Genomic DNA, 15,762 nt, shown 5'->3' with positions numbered 1-15,762 from the left:
GGGAGGGCTGGGGTGGGATCGCTCCTGGCGAGTCAACAGCAAGCGTCACTTCTTCGGCGAAACTTGCTCACGATCGCGTCGCGCGAATCTCACGGGAAATCGGCGCGGAAACGGCGAGGATCGAGCCACGTCCCGAGGAGACCGCTCATGCCATCGCACTCCCTGCCGATCATGCTGTCCAGCGTCCCGCCATCATCCGCCGGCGATCCCGAATACCAGCCGCCCGATCCCGCACCGCCGCCGTTCCCCGATCCCACGGAACCGCAGCCCACGCCGAACGAACCCGAGCTGCCGCCGTCGCAGCCGCCCCCCGGGCGCGACCGGCCGTCGGCGGCAAGGCCGTGCAGGTGAACGCCGCCCCATCCCCGCCACCGGAGCTGCCGACGCGCGAGGGCATCCGTCGCTGGCCGCCGGATGGCTACCTGCGATTGAATGGCGCGGTCGACGTGCGCCGGCGGGCCGCTTGCACCTGCACCGAACGTTGCGGCGAGTGCCACGGCGATTGCGGCTGCGCCGCGTGCGAGCTGGCTGGCTGGTCTGGCAGGACGACCAGGCGCTGTGGGACGAGGCGGGCAATCTGGTCAACGTGGTCGAACTGGGCGCCGCACGGCGCTCACGGCCTCCCGCCGCGGATCAGCTGGGTTCGAGCCGCGCGGTGACCACGGTGGCTTCATCCTCCAGGCCGGCCGCGTGCAGCGCCCGTTCTACCGCCGCTTCGGGCAGCCGCGTGCGGCAGCTCACGAGGTCAGCTGGTCACCCGCCGCCTCGACGTACCGGCGCCGCTCACGCCAGGTTTCGGCTGTCTGCGGTTTGATGAACAGCGACAGCAGTTCGGGATGGATCGTCTTGGCCTGCGCCTCGATGCGGTTGATGCACGCCTCGATCTGCGGCGTGGTCAGTGCATCCTCGAACTCGGCGCTCAGCGTGGCCACCACCTGGTTCGGTCCCATCTGCACGGTCAGCACGCCGTTGGCGGCATGCACGCCGGGGTCCGCGGCAGCGATCGCCAGGATCGAACCGCTCACCCTCGGGTGCGCCGGTTCGCCGATCAGCAGGCCCTTGGTCTCGCGCGCCAGCAGCAGGGCAAACGAGGCCAGCACGCCGGAGATACCGAGCGAGGCGACGCCATCGAGCACAGGCGCGTCGAAGGCCTGCGCGCCCACCACGCCGGCCAGCGCGATCAGCAGGCCCAGCAAGGCCGCGCTGTCTTCCAGCAGGACGGTGAAGGTGCTCGGGTCCTTGCTCAGCCGGAACGCCTCGAAGTAGCCCAGCTTGCCCTTGCGCGCGCGGAACTCGCGCAGCGCCACCAGCCACGAAGTGCCTTCGAACAGGAACGACACGCCAAGCACCGCGTAGTTGATCCACGGCCGCTTGATCGCCTCCGGTTCGCGGATGTGCATCACGCCTTCGTAGAACGACACGCCTGCGCCTGCCGCCAGCACCAGCAGCGCCACGATGAAACTCCAGAAATACAGCTCGCGGCCATAGCCGAACGGATGGCTGCGATCCGGCGGCATGCCGGCGCGATGCAAGCCGTACAACAGCAGCACTTCGTTCACCGTGTCCACCAGCGAGTGCACGCCCTCGCTCAGCATTGCCGAGCTGCCGGACAGCCCGGCCGCCACGAACTTGGCGATCGCGATCATCAGGTTGCCGCCCAGCGCGACGTAGACCACCTTGTGCGAAGCGGAGGCCATGACTCAGCCCGCCATGCCCGATACGCGGTTGCGGTTGCCAGCCAGGCGCGTGGCGAGCGCGGATGCGTGCCGGTGCGTGGTGACGATGGTGCGTTGTTCTGACATTGGCGTGGGCTGTGCGGGCGGTCGGCTTGACTGGCGTGGCTGGCAACGCCCGCGGGGGCGGTGCATAGTGATCGCGCCACAGACTGGGGATGGCGCCGTGAGACGGTCGTGAACCATGCCGTCGCACGCGGGGTTTCTTCCTGACGGGACAGGCTGCTTTCGAATCGGGACGGGATGCGTTGCATGGCAGATTCCACCTCACCACCCCATGCGGCCGGGCACGGCGGCGACAGGAAGGGGATGAGCGACGCGGAGGATTTTTTCGAACATGCCGCGGTGGGCATGCGGCTGGTCGCGGCCGACGGCACGATCCTGCGTGCCAACCAGGCCGAGCTGGACCTGCTGGGCTATCGCCGCGACGAGTATGTGGGCCACAACCTGGCCGATTTCGATGCCGACGACGACAACCTGTGCGCGCTGCTCGCGCGGGTGCGCGCCGGCGAATCGGTGGACAAGCGGCCGGCGCGGCTGATCGGCGGTGACGGCCGGGTGCGCCAGGTGCAGATCAGCTCCAGTGGACGCTTCGAGCGCGGCCAGTTCGTGCACTCGCGCTGCATCACCATCGACGTCAAGGACCAGAACTCGCGCCAGCGCGCCACGGCGGAGCGCGGTCGCCTCTCGCAGCAGTTGCTGCAGGCCTTGCCGATCGCCGTGCATGGCACCGATGCCGGAGGCGCCATCACCTTCTTCAATGAAGCGGCCGTGGAGCTGGCCGGGCGGCGCCCGATGCCGGGCGAGAAATGGTGTCTGTTTGCGCGACTGTTCCAGGCCGATGGCGCGCCGCTGCCGCACGAGCAGTGCGCGATGGCGCGGGCGGTGCGCGAAGCGCGGGCGATTCATGGCGACATCGCCTTGGCACAACGGGCCGATGGCCGGCGGATCGCGTTCGCCGCCTATTCCACGCCGTTGTTCGACGGGGGCGTGCTGACCGGCGCGGTGAACATGCTGGTGGACATCCCCGATCCGCGTGAGGCAGGGCAGGCCAGCAAGGATCTGAACAGCCACCTGAAGCGACGGATGGCCGAGCGCACCCGCGTCGCGGAAGCCGGCATGGCGGGCGTGAGCCGCAGCGAACGGTATTTCCAGCTGCTGGTGTCCAACGTGACCGACTACGCGATCTTCATGCTGGACCCGCGCGGCATCATCACCAACTGGAACACCGGCGCGGAACGCATCAAGGGCTACCGCGCCGAGGAGATCATCGGCCAGCATTTCTCGTGCTTCTATCCGCCGGAAGAACGCAGTCGCGGCACGCCACAGACGGCGCTGGAAACGGCCAGGCGGGAAGGCCATTACGTGGCCGAGGGATGGCGGGTGCGCAAGGACGGCAGCCGCTTCTGGGCCAGCGTGGTGATCGACCCGATATACGACGATGGCGTGCTGGTCGGCTACGCCAAGATCACCCGCGACATCTCGCGGCGCCGGCAGGCCGAGACGGCGCTGGCCGAGAGCGACCAACTGGCACGCGGCATCATCGACTCCGCGCTGGACGGTTTTGCCCAGCTCGATGGCGCCGGCCGCATCGTGCGCTGGAACCCGCAGGCCGAGGCAATGTTCGGCTGGTCGCGCGCGGAGGCCCGCGGCAAGCCGCTGGCGACCCTGGTCGGTCCGCCCGGTCATCCCGAGCGACTGTTGGCCGACCTCGAACCCAGCCCGGCGCGGGGCGCCAGGCGCGGGGCGACACGGCAGAGCGAGATGGTCAACCGCGTGGGCGAAACGATCCCGGTGGAACTGAGCGTCAGCAGCCTGTCCTTGCACGGCGAATCGCGTACCAACGTATTCATCCGCGACCTCAGCGAAAAGATCCGGATCGAAGCGCAACTGCGCCAGGCGCAGAAGATGGAAGCCGTCGGCCAGCTCACCGGCGGCCTGGCCCACGACTTCAACAACCTGCTGCAAGGCATCATCGGTTCACTGGATCTGATCCAGCTGCACGCCAGCTCGGGCGACGCCGCCACGTTGCAGCGTTTCGTCCAGGGCGCGCTCAACTCGGCCAATCGCGCTGCGGCGACGACGCATCGCCTGCTGGCCTTCTCTCGCCGCCAGCCGCTGGACCCGCGTCCGGTGGCGGCCAACCCGTTGATCGCGTCGATGGAAGAACTGCTGCAGCGCACGCTCGGCGAGGCGGTGACGCTGCGCTTCGAGCTGGCGGACGACTTGTGGTTGACCCTGTGCGATCCGAACCAGCTGGAAAGCGCCTTGCTGAACCTGACCATCAACGCGCGCGACGCGATGCCCGACGGCGGCGACCTGCTGATCCGTTCGAGCAACCTGGACGCGGGCTCGATCGAGAGCGGCAACTGGCTGGAGGCGGACAGCGGGCAATACATCTGCATCGAGGTCGTCGACAACGGCACCGGCATGGCCCCGGAGGTGCTGGAGCATGCCTTCGAGCCGTTCTTCACCACCAAGCCGACCGGGCGGGGCACCGGCCTGGGCCTGTCGATGGTCTATGGTTTCGCACGGCAGTCGAACGGCTATTGCGACATCCGCAGCGCGGCGGGAGAGGGCACCTCGATCAAGCTCTATCTGCCGCGCCATGTCGAGCTGGCGCGCCCAGGGCACGATCAGGCCGAGGCCACCCCGCGCCCGTCGAACGGCGAAGTGGTGCTGGTGGTGGAAGACGAACAGGTGGTGCGCCAGGTGGTGGTAGAGGTACTGCACCAGCTGGGCTACGCGGTGCTGGAGGCGCCGGACGCCGATGCCGCCCTGGCCGCGTTGGAATCGCACGGCCACTTGCACATGCTGATCTCCGACATCAGCCTGCCGGGCATGAGCGGCCGCTCGCTGGCCGACACGCTGCGCGCGCGCCAGCCCGAACTGAAAGTACTGCTGATGACGGGCTATGCCGCCGACGCGGCCTCAAGCAAGGGTTTCGCCGCCGGCATGGAGCTGATCACCAAGCCGTTCACGGTGAGCGCGCTGACCGAGCGGTTGCAGCGGATGCTGGGCGATGTCGCGGACGGCGACGACGCGAACTGAGCCGGTCGGGTTGCTCAACCGCCCGCCGAAGCGGGCGGCGAAGCCAGCAGCTCGCGCACGATCTGCTGCAGCGTATCCACCGACACCGGCTTGTTCACCATGCGAACCCGCGGAAACTCCTGCGCCAACCCGCTGAGGTCGCCACCGGACATCACTGCAAACGGGACGTTGCGCTTCTGCAAGGCGGCCATCACCGGCCACGCATTCTCGCCGCGCAAGCCCACGTCGATCATCGCCGCATCGAGCCGGGTGGCCTCGACGTCGTTGAGCGCGTCGACCAGATTGAGGTCGACCAGCACCTCCAGGCCCATCGCCCGCAGCGTGTCTTCCATCACCATGGCCACCACGGGGTCGTCTTCGACCACCAGCACGCGCTTGCAGTCTTCCATTTCCGCTTCCATTTCCGTGACCCTGGCGCCCGTCAAAGTCGCATTGTAGGCCGCCGACGGCGGTTTGGGATCGCCGTCCGGGGTGTCCGTCTTTCCCCGTTGCGTTCGCGGTTCAAGCCTTGCCGCGCGAGCCACCGACTTGCTTGGCCAGTTCGACCTTGCGCTGTTCCATGCGTGCGCCCAGTGCCTTGAGCTCGGCGGCCGAAAGCAGCTTCTTCGCCTCCTTGAACATCTCCTCCTCTTCCTCCTTGACGTGGTGTTCGACCAGTTCGCGCAACACCTTGGCGCGGCCGGAGAACTGCTCGCTGCCGACGTCGGTGTCGAGCAGGTCTGGGAGCACCAGATCGCCGGCGGCGCGATGCTCCTCCAGCGCCTCGAAGTACATCTTTGCATGAGGGTCGGCAGGGATCCACCCAAAAACCGGCAATTTCTCGCCTAAGGTGTGGCCCCCGCTTAGCCCCCGCTTAGGAATTACGTCGCTGTAGGCTGTCGCTCTACCGTCTCTTCGTTGTCCAGCTCAGCGGCTGCCGCCTCCTCGGCCGCATGAAGAATGCGGCGAGCAAAGTCGATGGGCGTGACCTCCCTGCTCGTGTCGACGGTGTAGTCGCCAAAGCGGTTGATGTGCGCGGTCCGATAGGGCGACAGGCCGGCCAGTACCTCCGGACTGATCTCGACGCCCTCATCGCGGAGCTCGGCCAGGACCCGGGACATCTGCTCGACGTTGTGGAGGATGACCAGGTTCGCCACCAAGTGGTTGTAACCGACGATTTTCTGCTGCTCATGCAGCACGTTCTCGGCGATGATCCCCTGCCCGCCGAAGAAGGCCCACTTAGTGAAGTTGTTGAACTCCTCGCTCTTGTTGGTCGCCGCCTGGATCGTCTTGCGTACTTCCGCATCGTCGATGTAGCGCAGCAGGAACAAGGTGCGGATGACCCGCCCTAGTTCTTTGAAGGCGAAGTAGAGCTTGTTCTTGCGGCTGTAATTGCCCAACCGGCGCAAAATGGTGGAGGCAGAAATCTTGCCCGTTTTGATCGAAACGGCCACGCGCAGCATGTCGTGCAGATGGGTTTCGATCAGGGTCCAGTCGATGCTCCCGTCGCCAAACAGCGCCTGGATGTTGGGGTAAGACGCTTGCGGGTCCGGCTTGGAAAGCGAGAGGTCTTTGATGTTTCGGATGCGAGGCATGAGATCGATGCCCAGCAGATGGGCTAAGCCGAACACCGGGAAGTTCTGGGCTTGTGTATCACCGTGCACCGTGTCCGGCCGGATCTCGGATCGATTTTCGATCAACCCATCGAGGATGTAGATCGCTTCATAGGCGCCGCAAGGAATGAAACGGCTGAAGAGCGCGATGTACTTGTCGGACACGTGGTAGTAACCAATGCCACCGTAGCCGCCATAGCGGATGTGGTATTCCGAGAGCAGGTTTTGCTCGTAGACGCTCCACTTCGTGCCATCGGCTGACGCGGATTTACCGCTGCCCCAGTAGCCGGGAAGCTCGAACTTGTTGTAGAGATTGATCGTATCGACCGTGGCACGCTCCAGGGTGTCTTCTGTCACGTACTTGAGGTTTAGCCAAGCGGTCTGCCGACGACTGAAGCCGCGTACCGATCTCGCGGTCTGAGTGGGTCCGAGGTTGCAGCCATAGCAGAACAGCGTGGTCACGACGCGGTGGTGCAAGTCACGCACGCGCGCTTGGGTGCCGGCGAGCGGCTTAAAGTGTCGGTTCAAGTCCGCCCAGCTGGTGGCATCGACCAGCACATCGACGATGCTCGTTTCGGGCAAGCGCTCGGTGATGAGGCTGTCGACCAGCGCGATGGCCTTGGACAATTCCGTGCGCGGCAGCTTCCGGAGGATCAGCCGACCGTCAACAATGTCGGCGTGCGCGTTCTCGGGAAAACGAGCGTCCACCTCGCGGCACTTCGTTCGAAGTTGCTCCCGCAGTTTTTCGACGAAGGTTGTAGGCTCGGTCGCGATACCGGATACCTCACCGTAGTTGTCCAGTTCTTCCTGGAAGGTGCTCTCGTCGACCAGCTCTTCGCGATAGTCGTCATAGCGCTCCCCGCCGGGGATAAACAGGTCGCCTGACTTCAACTCGTCCTTGATCTGGAAGAGCACCGCCAGTTCGAAGTAGCGCCGTTGCATCCAGCCCACCCGGTCCACACCCCAATCCTTGGGGAACACATGCCGCCGCCAGTTCGCCGACAGCCAACCAAAGTCATGGTCCAAGCTCAGTCCCAGCGATGCCGCCTCCACCACATCCCTGCGCTGGGCCCGTAGTGCTGCCAGCGCTTTGATCAGGCGTTCCATGGCGGGATCTTGGGATGAGGTGCGTAGCTCCATCACGTCCAGGCAGTTGAGCAGCAAGGCTCGCTGCTGGGCGTACGGCTTGGCCAGGAACGGCAGGAAGTTCTTACCGGCATAGGCCATATGCTCATCGCATTCGGCGAGCGTTCTGGTCAGGTCCGACCCGATGGCATCGCCAATGGCATCAATACGCTGGCTGTCGGTTCCGTCCACTTGATAGGCCTGAAGGATCTCTTTCAGTTGCGCTACGAGGTGGTCGGTGCGCTTCAAATGCTCCACCTGGTAGGCCATCAAATTCTTCTGAGCGGTGTTCTCCAGGTTCTGCAGCAATCGAATGAAGAGGTCCGCCGCATCGTCCAAGGCCTTGCCGTGCCGGGAACGGATGAACACGGCGGCCAGGGCATAACGCTTGGCAGGCTTGAGCTCGGCCAACTCGCCGGCATCCAGTGCTCGCGCCATCGCCCGGAAATATTTCAGCTTGGGCACCGGTACTTCGAGCGCAGGAATCATCGCGGCGAGCTTTTGTAACCGGTCGATGTGCTGCAGATAAAAGCGCACCTCCTTGTTCCCGGGACGCTTGGGTTCGCGCTTCAGGGCCTGCCAGCCGCTATGCGTGTCGCCCGCAGTGACGACTAATAGCTCATCGACCCTCTTGCGCGCCGCTGGCGTCAGCAACGCAGCGATGCGTTCGAAATGGCCTTCGTGGACGCTTTCACGGGCGGCCGTGGCGATGTCATCCAGCGTGCGAAAGGCGGGCAATTCATACCGGTGGTGGTAGAGCTCCTCGACCATCACGTTGATGATGTCCGGCAGCATGTGCTTGGTCTGGGCCGCTTGCTGAGCCACCGTCCGCAGCCACTGTCGTCCGGGCTCGCCCAAGGGACGCACGTTCAAGTACTGCCGAATCTGGGCGATGTGATCGCGCTTCATGCGCGAGGCGTCGTAGGTATCCAGATCGCTGGCACTGAAGGCGCGCCGGTAACCCAAGGCGTCAGCCACATGCCGCACGATGCGATCAGGTATCTGGCTCAGTGCGCCGAAGTGCCCGCGGTGAGGAAGGGTTTTCAGGTGAAGCATCACGGCCAAACGGATGGCCGGTTGCTTGCTCAAGGCCTGCACGAAGGCCAGCTCGTCCGCGGAGGGCGTGAAGTGCAGATCCAGCTCGCGGGCGGTGGGGTCTTGCTTCAGTCGCGGATAAGCGGTCTCGTGAGGTGCTGTCATGCGTCTTGCATCTCCGGTGTCAGGCGAGAGGTCAGTTCCAGTGGCGCTCAGCGGCTTCGTCGTGAAGCGATGCGTCCAATTGCAAGTCGTGGTTGTCTGCGATGCGATACAGGTCTTCGATCAGTTCGAATGCCACCTGGTCCAGGTCGAGGTCATCCGTCGCCTCAACCTGAAGTTGGTAGCGGGTACGGTCGGGATTAACGGCAACACCGCGGTGCGGTGACAGACAGAGGGTTTCGATCGTCTGCCGCGCTTTGGCGGCGCTGCGGCCCTTCCGCCGGGGCGTCAGGCGTAGCGTGAGCATCAAGGTGACGGTCACCGGCGGTTGGCTGGCCGGTGCAGGCAAGGAAGCCGGCGGCAATTCCGAAATTGCCATGCTGGCGAGGGCTGTTTCGATACGCTGCTGGCCGAACGCATCGGGTGCGTCGATGTATCGCAGTGCCGAGTGCATGTCTTTCCAGCCGACGTACTCCATCAGGGCGCGTACGTCCCAACCATTGGCGCTGGCCCATCCGGCAAACCCGCGCCGTAGCGAGTGGCCGCTGTAACTTTCCGGCGAGGCCAAGCCGGCGCGGATGAAAAGCCGCCGTAGCAAGGGCACCACGCTGTTGGCATGCAAGGCGCCGGCTCTGATCCCGCCCGTGCGGGTGATGCCACGAAACAGCGGGCCCTCGGTGAGCCCCGCCATGGCAATCCAGTCGAGCGTCGCCGCCACCGGGCACCACCGGCTGAGCGCGGGCACCCGATAGGTGGTGCCGACGAATTGCCGGTCTGTTTTGCTGCGCCCCAAGAAGCACGTCATGCCATGGCCAGGAACCGCCGTCACATGCTCGCTGTGGAGGCCGACCAGTTCGTCAACGCGGAAGCCGCGCCAAAATCCCAGCAAGAGCATGGCGCGATCGCGACGGGCGCGTAGCGCGGCAGCACGGTCCCCTCGCTGATCCGCCGCTGCGACAGCGGCATCAAGCCAATCGGAGACCCGGGCGACAGCGGTGAGCTGCAAGGGGGAAGCACGCTTCTCGCGAGCCGGGTGCAGCGCCTGGATGCCTTTAAGCGTCTGTTTGACCCTCGCCGCCGTGGTGGGATCGGCAAAGCCGTGCGTCTGGTGCCATTGCGAAAGCGCTGCCAGCCGCTGTCGGAGCGTATTGATCGATAGCGTGGTCGCATGAGCCGCAAGGTATTGCGCCACAGTATCCGCCGTGGCCGGTAGCAGGCCGCCCCAACTCACCTCGAAGTGGCGCACCGCTGAGGCATAACTGCGTTGCGTGTTTTCCCGCTGCGCCGCTTCGAGATAGGTTTCAAGCGAGTGAGAGGTCATCGTCACGATCAGGCGGCGGAGGCTTGATGCCCGCTAGGGGCGCCCATGCATGATGTACCGTGCATTATGCTCACGGCCATCCACGGCGGCAGTCCAAGGAAAGCACCTGTGACTGTGCAATTGCGGAGGGCATTATGACCCAACCCGATGATCGTCTTGGCATGCCTGAGAGTGCCTTTTTGGCAGCGACGGAAAGTCATGGGGGCGAACAACCCGGTGCTGCGCTCGGGCATGGATATTCCGGCCTGTTCCGAAATTGCCAGAATGTCGGTCGAGGCGCTCTTTTCCTTCCTGATCGACTGGATGTGGGAGAGCCCCTCTGAACTTATCCCCAGCAACGAACAGATCGCACAGGTGCGCGCCCTCCTGCTTCAGCGTCATGACGCCCTCCAGCCGGATGTACAGCGTCTGATAGACGAGTGCAATGCGTACCTGAAGGAGTGATGGCGGTGGCGCTGTTCGATGGCCGTCGCTTCCGCTTGCGCCCGATGGTGGATCACTTCACCCCACGAATGCCTAGATATCGTGATCGACCCGTCGCTACGCGGCGAGCATGTGGCCGAAGCGATGGCGCGCCTACTGGCCCAGCGTAGCCCGGCTGCGATCAAGGTCGATAACGGCAGCGAGTTTGCCGGCAAGGTAATGGACCGATGAGCATATGAGAATGGCGCGGAACTGGACTTTTCCCGACGTGGCGCGCCGACCGATAACGCGCTGGTGGAAGCCTCAATGGCCGGCTGCGGCAGGAGTGTCTGAACGAATATTGGTTCTGTCGCTCGGGGGATGCGCGGAGCAAAATCAAAGCGTGGCGGGGCTTTTATAACGAGGAGCGCCCCCACACTGCACTGGCATGGAAAACCTCTGCGGAATTCGCCCGAGAACACGGGTCCCAAGCGAATTCTCAGGTGCCAAAGAAGATCGGGATCCCTACCGGCCGATGGCCCTGGAATCGGGGGTCGGGCAGATGTTTTCCTCCAACAGATTGACGGTTCCTTGGGTAGGGACCACTCGGGTCGAAGGATGTTTTCCGGCGGGCCAAATGGACAAGTGGCAACCCGGAGCTTAGAGTAGTTTCATATTTCACTAAATTGCGTATTCATGAAGCGCACGAGCGACCCCCTACACCAACGCGCGGCTGACACGGCGAAGCTGCTGCGCGCCCTAGGCAACGCTTCGCGGCTGTTGATCCTGTGCCGGCTGTTCAAGGGCGGGGAGACCTCAGCGGGAGCGCTTGCCAAGGAACTGGGCCTGGGCCTGTCCGCGCTGTCCCAGCACTTGGCCCGGATGCGCGAGGAAGGCCTGGTCAGCCAGCGTCGGCAGGCGCGCCAGTTGTTCTACCGTATCGACGAGCGCGCCTCCGCCCAGTTGCCAGCCATTTTGTCGGGCATCTGCGTCGAGGGCGCGTCAGTCACCACTGAAGGAGATGATGGCATGAACAAGCGGGCATCCACTCTTGGCGTCATTCTCAGCCTTGCGCTGACAAGCACCGGCGCGATGGCGGGCGATGGTTTCTGGCAGAACCCTGTCATCCATTCGGCCGGTCACATGCACGAACTGCCCCACGCGGCGTATCAGCCGGACGCCAAGGCCAGCTACAAGGTCGTGTTCAGCCTGACCGGCGCGACCGCCAAGCCGGATCAGATCAACCCGGGGCTGGAACGGGTCGCACGCACGGTCAACCTCTATGCGAGCGCGGGCGTACCGCTCAGTCATCTGCACTTCGTGGCGATCATCGCCGGTGGCGCCACCGCCATCACGCTGGACGATCTGCATTATCGCAAGCAGTTCACTGTGGCCAATCCGAACCTGCCGGTGATCGGTGAGCTGCGCAAGGCCGGTGTGGACGTGGCGGTCTGCGGCCAGGCGGTGGCCGAGCACGGCTACCCGTACGAGGCGATCGACAAGCAGGTGACGCTGGCCTTGTCCCTGCTTACCACGGTCACCGAGTTGCAGCAGAAGGGGTACGCCCTGATGCCCCTGTGACCTCCACGTGCCGATTCAAAGGAGCTTCGCCATGCGTGACTTCCGCCGCCGGACCCGCGCGCTCGCGATCGTCCTGCTGATGCTTGCCGGCGCCACTACCACCGCCGCTGCAAGCAGCACCGGCAAACCGGACTACCTGCCGCCGTGGAATCCCACGCCGGCCGGTGGCGTGCACTTCAGCTCACCGCCGGTGGATGCGATCGCTGACCTGCATGGCGACGTGGTCGATCCGCAGCTGGTGGTGTTCTTCGCCGGCAACCAGTTCATGGTGGTGCATGACCTGCTGGCCGAGTTTCGTACCGCCCATCCAACGTACCAGCGCATCTTTGTTGAGACGCTGCCGCCGGGAATCCTGGCCAAGCAGATCGAGACCGGCTCGCTGGTCATGGGCAATCTGCGCATCGCAGTGCGTCCGGACGTCTTTACCGCCGGCAAGGGCTCGATCGCCGAGCGCCAGAAGCAGCACGGCTGGTTCGCCGAAACGTACGACTACGCCCGCAACCCGCTGGCCATCCTGGTCGCCAAGGGCAATCCCAAACACATCCGCGGGCTGGCCGACCTGGGCCGGACGGACGTGCGCGTGAGCATGCCCAACCCAGCCTGGGAGGGCATCGCGCGGCAGATCGAGGCGAGCTACCGCAAGGCCGGTGGCGAGGCGCTGGACAAGGCGATCATGCAGACCAAGGTCGCCGACGGCAGCACCTTCCTCACCCACATTCATCATCGGCAGTCCCCCTTGCGCGTGCTGCAGGGAGAGTCGGATGCGGCGCCGGTGTGGTCCACCGAGGCCTACTTCCAGGAGCACATCCTGCATCACCCGGTCGAGACCGTGGCGATCCCGGCCGAGCAGAACTCGATCGCCACCTATACGGCCGCGCGCGTGAAGGATGCCCCGCATCCGCAGGCGGCAAAGGATTTTCTCTCGTTCATGCAGAGCCAGGCCGCACAGGCGATCTATCGCAAATACGGTTTCCAGCCCGTCCACGAAGGGGCGACACGATGAGCTATCGGCGTCGGCCGCTGGCAGGCCCTCTCCTGGTCCTTGCCCTGAGTCTGTTCGCGGCGGCCCCCGGCGTATTCGCCACCGACGCCGCCGCCATCGCAAGTCAGGGCAACGGCAAGGGCGCTCCGCCCTGCCAAAGTTGCCACGGTGCCGACGGTGCCGGCCAATCGGCGGCGGGGTACCCGCGCCTGGCGGGCCTGAACGCGTCGTACCTGCGCCAGCAGCTGGATGATTTCGCCAGCGGTGCACGCAACAACCCGGTGATGAAGCCGATCGCCACCGCGCTCACCGAGGAGGAGCGCCAGACGATGGCGGCCCATTACAGCCAGCTGCCGGTTCCGCCGGCGCTGCGCAAGCCGGCCGCGCCGATGCCGGCTGCGGACAGCGTCGGTGCCGTGCTCGCCACCCGCGGGCGCTGGTCGCAGCAGGTGCCCGCGTGCGAGCAGTGCCATGGGCCGGGCGGCGTGGGTGGCGGGGCGAGCTTTCCGCCGCTGGCCGGACAGTCGGCCACCTATATCGCCGCGCAGTTGAAGGCCTGGAAGCTAGGAATGCGGCATAACGATCCGCTGCAACTCATGCAGCACATCAGCAAGAAACTGGACGACAACGACATCAACGCGATCGCCGCCTGGTTCGCTGCCCAGCCACTGCAAGCCACGGGGGAACAGCCATGATGCTCAGGTCAGCGCAGGTCCTTGGGTGCCTTGCCTTCGTAGCGTTGGCCGCTTGCTCCGGCAAGGGGCCGGCCGCAGCGGGGACCCCCGCCGCTGCAACGTCGGGCGGTGCGGCGACGTCGGCTGGGAATGCCTCGCCGACACACGCACCCGCAGCGCTCCCGACTGATGCCGGCAAGCCGCTGGCGTTTTCGCCGCCGCCCGAGTCGGCCATTCCCGCCGGTCCGTTCGGCGATGTCGTGCGGCAGGGCCGCGAGCTGTTCGTGCACACCGACACGCTGGCCAAGGCCTATGTCGGTAATGGGCTCACGTGCGCCAACTGCCACCTTGACGCCGGCCGTCTGGCCAACTCGGCGCCGATGTGGGGCGCCTACGTGACGTACCCGCAATACCGAAGCAAGAACAAGCATGTGAACAGTTTCGGCGAACGCATGCAGGGCTGCTTCAAGTTCAGCATGAACGGCAAGGCGCCGCCGCTGGACAGCAAGGAGATGGTCGCGCTGGAAACCTATGCCTTCTGGATGGCCAGCGGCGCCCCGGTGGGCGCAAAGCTTGCCGGAGCCGGCTATCCGAAGAAGGGATTCAAGCCACCGCAGCCGCCCGACTATGCGCGCGGCGAGAAGGTATTCGGCGCCAACTGCGCGCTCTGCCACGGCGCCGACGGGCAGGGCCAGAAGGTGGCCGGCGAGTACGTCTTCCCGCCGCTGTGGGGACCGGACTCGTTCAACTGGGGCGCGGGTATGCACCAGTTGGACAACGCTGCCGCGTTCATCAAGGCGAACATGCCGCTCAGCCGTGGCGGCAGTCTGAGCGACCAGGATGCCTGGGACGTGGCGATGTACATGGACGCGCACGAACGTCCGCAGGACCCGCGCTTCAAGGGCGATCTGGCCGCGGCCCGCAAGCAGTACCACGACTCTCTCATGTCGCTGTATGGCACCACGGTCAATGGTCACCTGCTGGGTTCGGCGCCTAGCCAGCCCGCAAAGAAGTAGGAGGATGTCCATGATTTATTCGTTCGATCGCCGCCACCTGGCTGGGTGGTGCGCGCTTGCGCTCGCGACAGGCGCGGCCGCTCCCGCCACGGCGGCGGACACGCCGGTCGGCGCGACCACCTTCAACGGCAAGATCTTTCTCGACGCCACCCATCTCAACCAATACAAGAACGGCAAACGCACCAAGCTGAGCCCGAACGGGGCGGACCTGCGGCGCTTCTACATCGACATCGATCACCGCTTTAGCACCATCTGGTCGGCCCACCTGACCACCGACATCAACTGGACCCGCAACCAGTCGCCGACCGACCTGTGGGTCAAGCAGGCCTACCTGGAAGGCGCGTTCAGCAAGGCGCTGGTGCTGCGGTTCGGTTCGGCGTACCTGCCCTGGAACTCGCTGGTCAACAGCTGGTACGGCTACCGCTACGTCGAAAAGGAAATGATCAACCGGCTCAATTACGGGGTCGGGGCCGACTGGGGTGTGCACATGCTGGGCAAAACCGGCGGCGAGGGTCAGATCCAGTATGCCGTGTCGGCGGTCACTGGCGGCGGCTTCAAACAGCCGCGCACCGGTGACCGGGCGGATGTCGAATCGCTGGTGGGCTGGCAACCGACCAAGCACTCGATCATCGCCATCGGTGGCTATGACGGCAAGCGTGCGCTGGGTGGCGGCAACCTGCCGGTGTACAACACGGCGCGTCGCTGGGATGCCATGGCCGCTTACGCCGACAAGCGTTTCCGGCTGGGCGTACAGTATTTCAGGGCCACCGACTGGAACCAGGTGCGCTCGCCCAAGGGCGATCGGGCCAGCGGCTGGTCGGCATGGGCCAGCGTGCAGCTCAACCCGCAATGGGCCCTGTTCGCGCGGCACGATCGGGCCGACACCAGCGAACTGCTGGATCCGGCGCGCCGCGAACGCTATACGAACTTCGGCCTGGAATGGAACGTCAACCGCTCGCTGCAGCTGGCGGCGGTCTACAAGCGCGAGCGCCTCGCCAATGCCTCGCGTGCGCTGGCTTCCTCCAACGAGGTGGGTGTGTGGGCGCAGATTGCCTACTGAGGCCTGCTGAGTGCAGCTCGTTCCGGCA

At 65.1% G+C, this 15,762-nt stretch carries 13 protein-coding genes and 2 pseudogenes; 10 read left to right on the top strand and 5 right to left on the bottom strand.

Annotated features, from left to right (window positions below; all coding sequences use genetic code 11):
• Positions 1-147 precede the first annotated feature (147 nt).
• The gene (locus ACVCL9_RS05010) at positions 148-351 is read left to right on the top strand and encodes a hypothetical protein (protein WP_447098886.1); all 204 of its coding nucleotides are present in this window, start codon (positions 148-150) and stop codon (positions 349-351) included.
• Positions 352-737: 386 nt separating this feature from the next.
• On the opposite strand, the gene ACVCL9_RS05005 is transcribed toward ACVCL9_RS05010, so the two are convergent.
• On the bottom strand, positions 738-1,697 hold the full coding sequence (locus ACVCL9_RS05005) for a cation diffusion facilitator family transporter (RefSeq protein WP_447098887.1): 960 nt from the start codon (positions 1,695-1,697) through the stop codon (positions 738-740).
• Positions 1,698-1,985: 288 nt separating this feature from the next.
• Between ACVCL9_RS05005 and ACVCL9_RS05000 the strand changes: the two genes are divergently transcribed.
• Positions 1,986-4,784 carry a PAS domain S-box protein gene (locus tag ACVCL9_RS05000; protein ID WP_447098888.1) on the top strand — a complete coding sequence of 933 codons (2,799 nt, stop codon included), beginning with the start codon at positions 1,986-1,988 and terminating at the stop codon, positions 4,782-4,784.
• 14 nt (positions 4,785-4,798) lie between these two features.
• Here ACVCL9_RS05000 and ACVCL9_RS04995 read toward each other — a convergent pair whose 3' ends face one another.
• The 4 genes and pseudogenes from ACVCL9_RS04995 to ACVCL9_RS04980 all read right to left on the bottom strand — a co-directional run bounded on the left by ACVCL9_RS04995 (position 4,799) and on the right by ACVCL9_RS04980 (position 10,019).
• Positions 4,799-5,173, bottom strand: a complete 375-nt coding sequence (locus ACVCL9_RS04995; RefSeq protein WP_447098889.1) for a response regulator — start codon at positions 5,171-5,173, stop codon at positions 4,799-4,801.
• Between the two features lie 112 nt (positions 5,174-5,285).
• Positions 5,286-5,558 (bottom strand): hypothetical protein, encoded by a 273-nt coding sequence (locus ACVCL9_RS04990; RefSeq protein ID WP_447098890.1) that lies wholly within the window; start codon positions 5,556-5,558, stop codon positions 5,286-5,288.
• Positions 5,559-5,713: 155 nt separating this feature from the next.
• Positions 5,714-8,701: pseudogene (locus tag ACVCL9_RS04985) on the bottom strand (Tn3 family transposase); the annotation flags it as partial.
• A gap of 31 nt (positions 8,702-8,732) precedes the next feature.
• Entirely contained in the window at positions 8,733-10,019 is a 1,287-nt protein-coding gene (locus ACVCL9_RS04980; protein WP_447098891.1) for a site-specific integrase, read from the bottom strand.
• Positions 10,020-10,217: 198 nt separating this feature from the next.
• Between ACVCL9_RS04980 and ACVCL9_RS04975 the strand changes: the two genes are divergently transcribed.
• The 8 genes and pseudogenes from ACVCL9_RS04975 (at position 10,218) to ACVCL9_RS04940 (ending at position 15,734) form a co-directional block, all read left to right on the top strand.
• Positions 10,218-10,463: a hypothetical protein gene (locus tag ACVCL9_RS04975; RefSeq protein WP_447098892.1), complete on the top strand. Its 246-nt coding sequence runs from the start codon at positions 10,218-10,220 to the stop codon at positions 10,461-10,463.
• A gap of 18 nt (positions 10,464-10,481) precedes the next feature.
• Complete coding sequence (locus ACVCL9_RS04970; RefSeq protein ID WP_447098893.1) at positions 10,482-10,673, top strand: hypothetical protein; 192 nt, start codon at positions 10,482-10,484, stop codon at positions 10,671-10,673.
• Positions 10,674-10,753: 80 nt separating this feature from the next.
• Positions 10,754-11,005: pseudogene (locus ACVCL9_RS04965) on the top strand (integrase core domain-containing protein); the annotation flags it as partial.
• A gap of 112 nt (positions 11,006-11,117) precedes the next feature.
• Entirely contained in the window at positions 11,118-12,002 is an 885-nt protein-coding gene (locus ACVCL9_RS04960) for a metalloregulator ArsR/SmtB family transcription factor (protein ID WP_447098894.1), read from the top strand.
• Between the two features lie 31 nt (positions 12,003-12,033).
• Complete coding sequence (locus tag ACVCL9_RS04955; RefSeq protein WP_447098895.1) at positions 12,034-13,005, top strand: substrate-binding domain-containing protein; 972 nt, start codon at positions 12,034-12,036, stop codon at positions 13,003-13,005.
• Positions 13,002-13,679 carry a c-type cytochrome gene (locus ACVCL9_RS04950; RefSeq protein WP_447098896.1) on the top strand — a complete coding sequence of 226 codons (678 nt, stop codon included), beginning with the start codon at positions 13,002-13,004 and terminating at the stop codon, positions 13,677-13,679. Before ACVCL9_RS04955 ends, ACVCL9_RS04950 begins: the two co-directional genes overlap by 4 nt.
• Before the next feature lie 239 nt (positions 13,680-13,918).
• The gene (locus ACVCL9_RS04945; protein ID WP_447098897.1) at positions 13,919-14,674 is read left to right on the top strand and encodes a c-type cytochrome; all 756 of its coding nucleotides are present in this window, start codon (positions 13,919-13,921) and stop codon (positions 14,672-14,674) included.
• A gap of 10 nt (positions 14,675-14,684) precedes the next feature.
• A complete protein-coding gene (locus ACVCL9_RS04940; RefSeq protein WP_447099555.1) occupies positions 14,685-15,734 on the top strand; it encodes a porin in 1,050 nt (349 codons plus the stop codon).
• Positions 15,735-15,762 lie beyond the last annotated feature (28 nt).

The sequence above is a fragment of the Rhodanobacter sp. UC4438_H5 genome (assembly GCF_052978405.1).
This window is presented reverse-complemented; position numbering and strand designations above follow the sequence as displayed.

Bases quoted from the DNA above. Each gene is read 5' to 3' on its own strand.
- ACVCL9_RS05010 (WP_447098886.1), top strand. From the start codon at position 148: ATGCCATCGCACTCCCTGCCGATCATGCTGTCCAGCGTCCCGCCATCA.
- ACVCL9_RS05005 (WP_447098887.1), bottom strand. From the start codon at position 1,697: ATGGCCTCCGCTTCGCACAAGGTGGTCTACGTCGCGCTGGGCGGCAAC.
- ACVCL9_RS05000 (WP_447098888.1), top strand. From the start codon at position 1,986: ATGGCAGATTCCACCTCACCACCCCATGCGGCCGGGCACGGCGGCGAC.
- ACVCL9_RS04995 (WP_447098889.1), bottom strand. From the start codon at position 5,173: ATGGAAGACTGCAAGCGCGTGCTGGTGGTCGAAGACGACCCCGTGGTG.
- ACVCL9_RS04990 (WP_447098890.1), bottom strand. From the start codon at position 5,558: ATGTACTTCGAGGCGCTGGAGGAGCATCGCGCCGCCGGCGATCTGGTG.
- ACVCL9_RS04980 (WP_447098891.1), bottom strand. From the start codon at position 10,019: ATGACCTCTCACTCGCTTGAAACCTATCTCGAAGCGGCGCAGCGGGAA.
- ACVCL9_RS04975 (WP_447098892.1), top strand. From the start codon at position 10,218: ATGGGGGCGAACAACCCGGTGCTGCGCTCGGGCATGGATATTCCGGCC.
- ACVCL9_RS04970 (WP_447098893.1), top strand. From the start codon at position 10,482: ATGGCCGTCGCTTCCGCTTGCGCCCGATGGTGGATCACTTCACCCCAC.
- ACVCL9_RS04960 (WP_447098894.1), top strand. From the start codon at position 11,118: ATGAAGCGCACGAGCGACCCCCTACACCAACGCGCGGCTGACACGGCG.
- ACVCL9_RS04955 (WP_447098895.1), top strand. From the start codon at position 12,034: ATGCGTGACTTCCGCCGCCGGACCCGCGCGCTCGCGATCGTCCTGCTG.
- ACVCL9_RS04950 (WP_447098896.1), top strand. From the start codon at position 13,002: ATGAGCTATCGGCGTCGGCCGCTGGCAGGCCCTCTCCTGGTCCTTGCC.
- ACVCL9_RS04940 (WP_447099555.1), top strand. From the start codon at position 14,685: ATGATTTATTCGTTCGATCGCCGCCACCTGGCTGGGTGGTGCGCGCTT.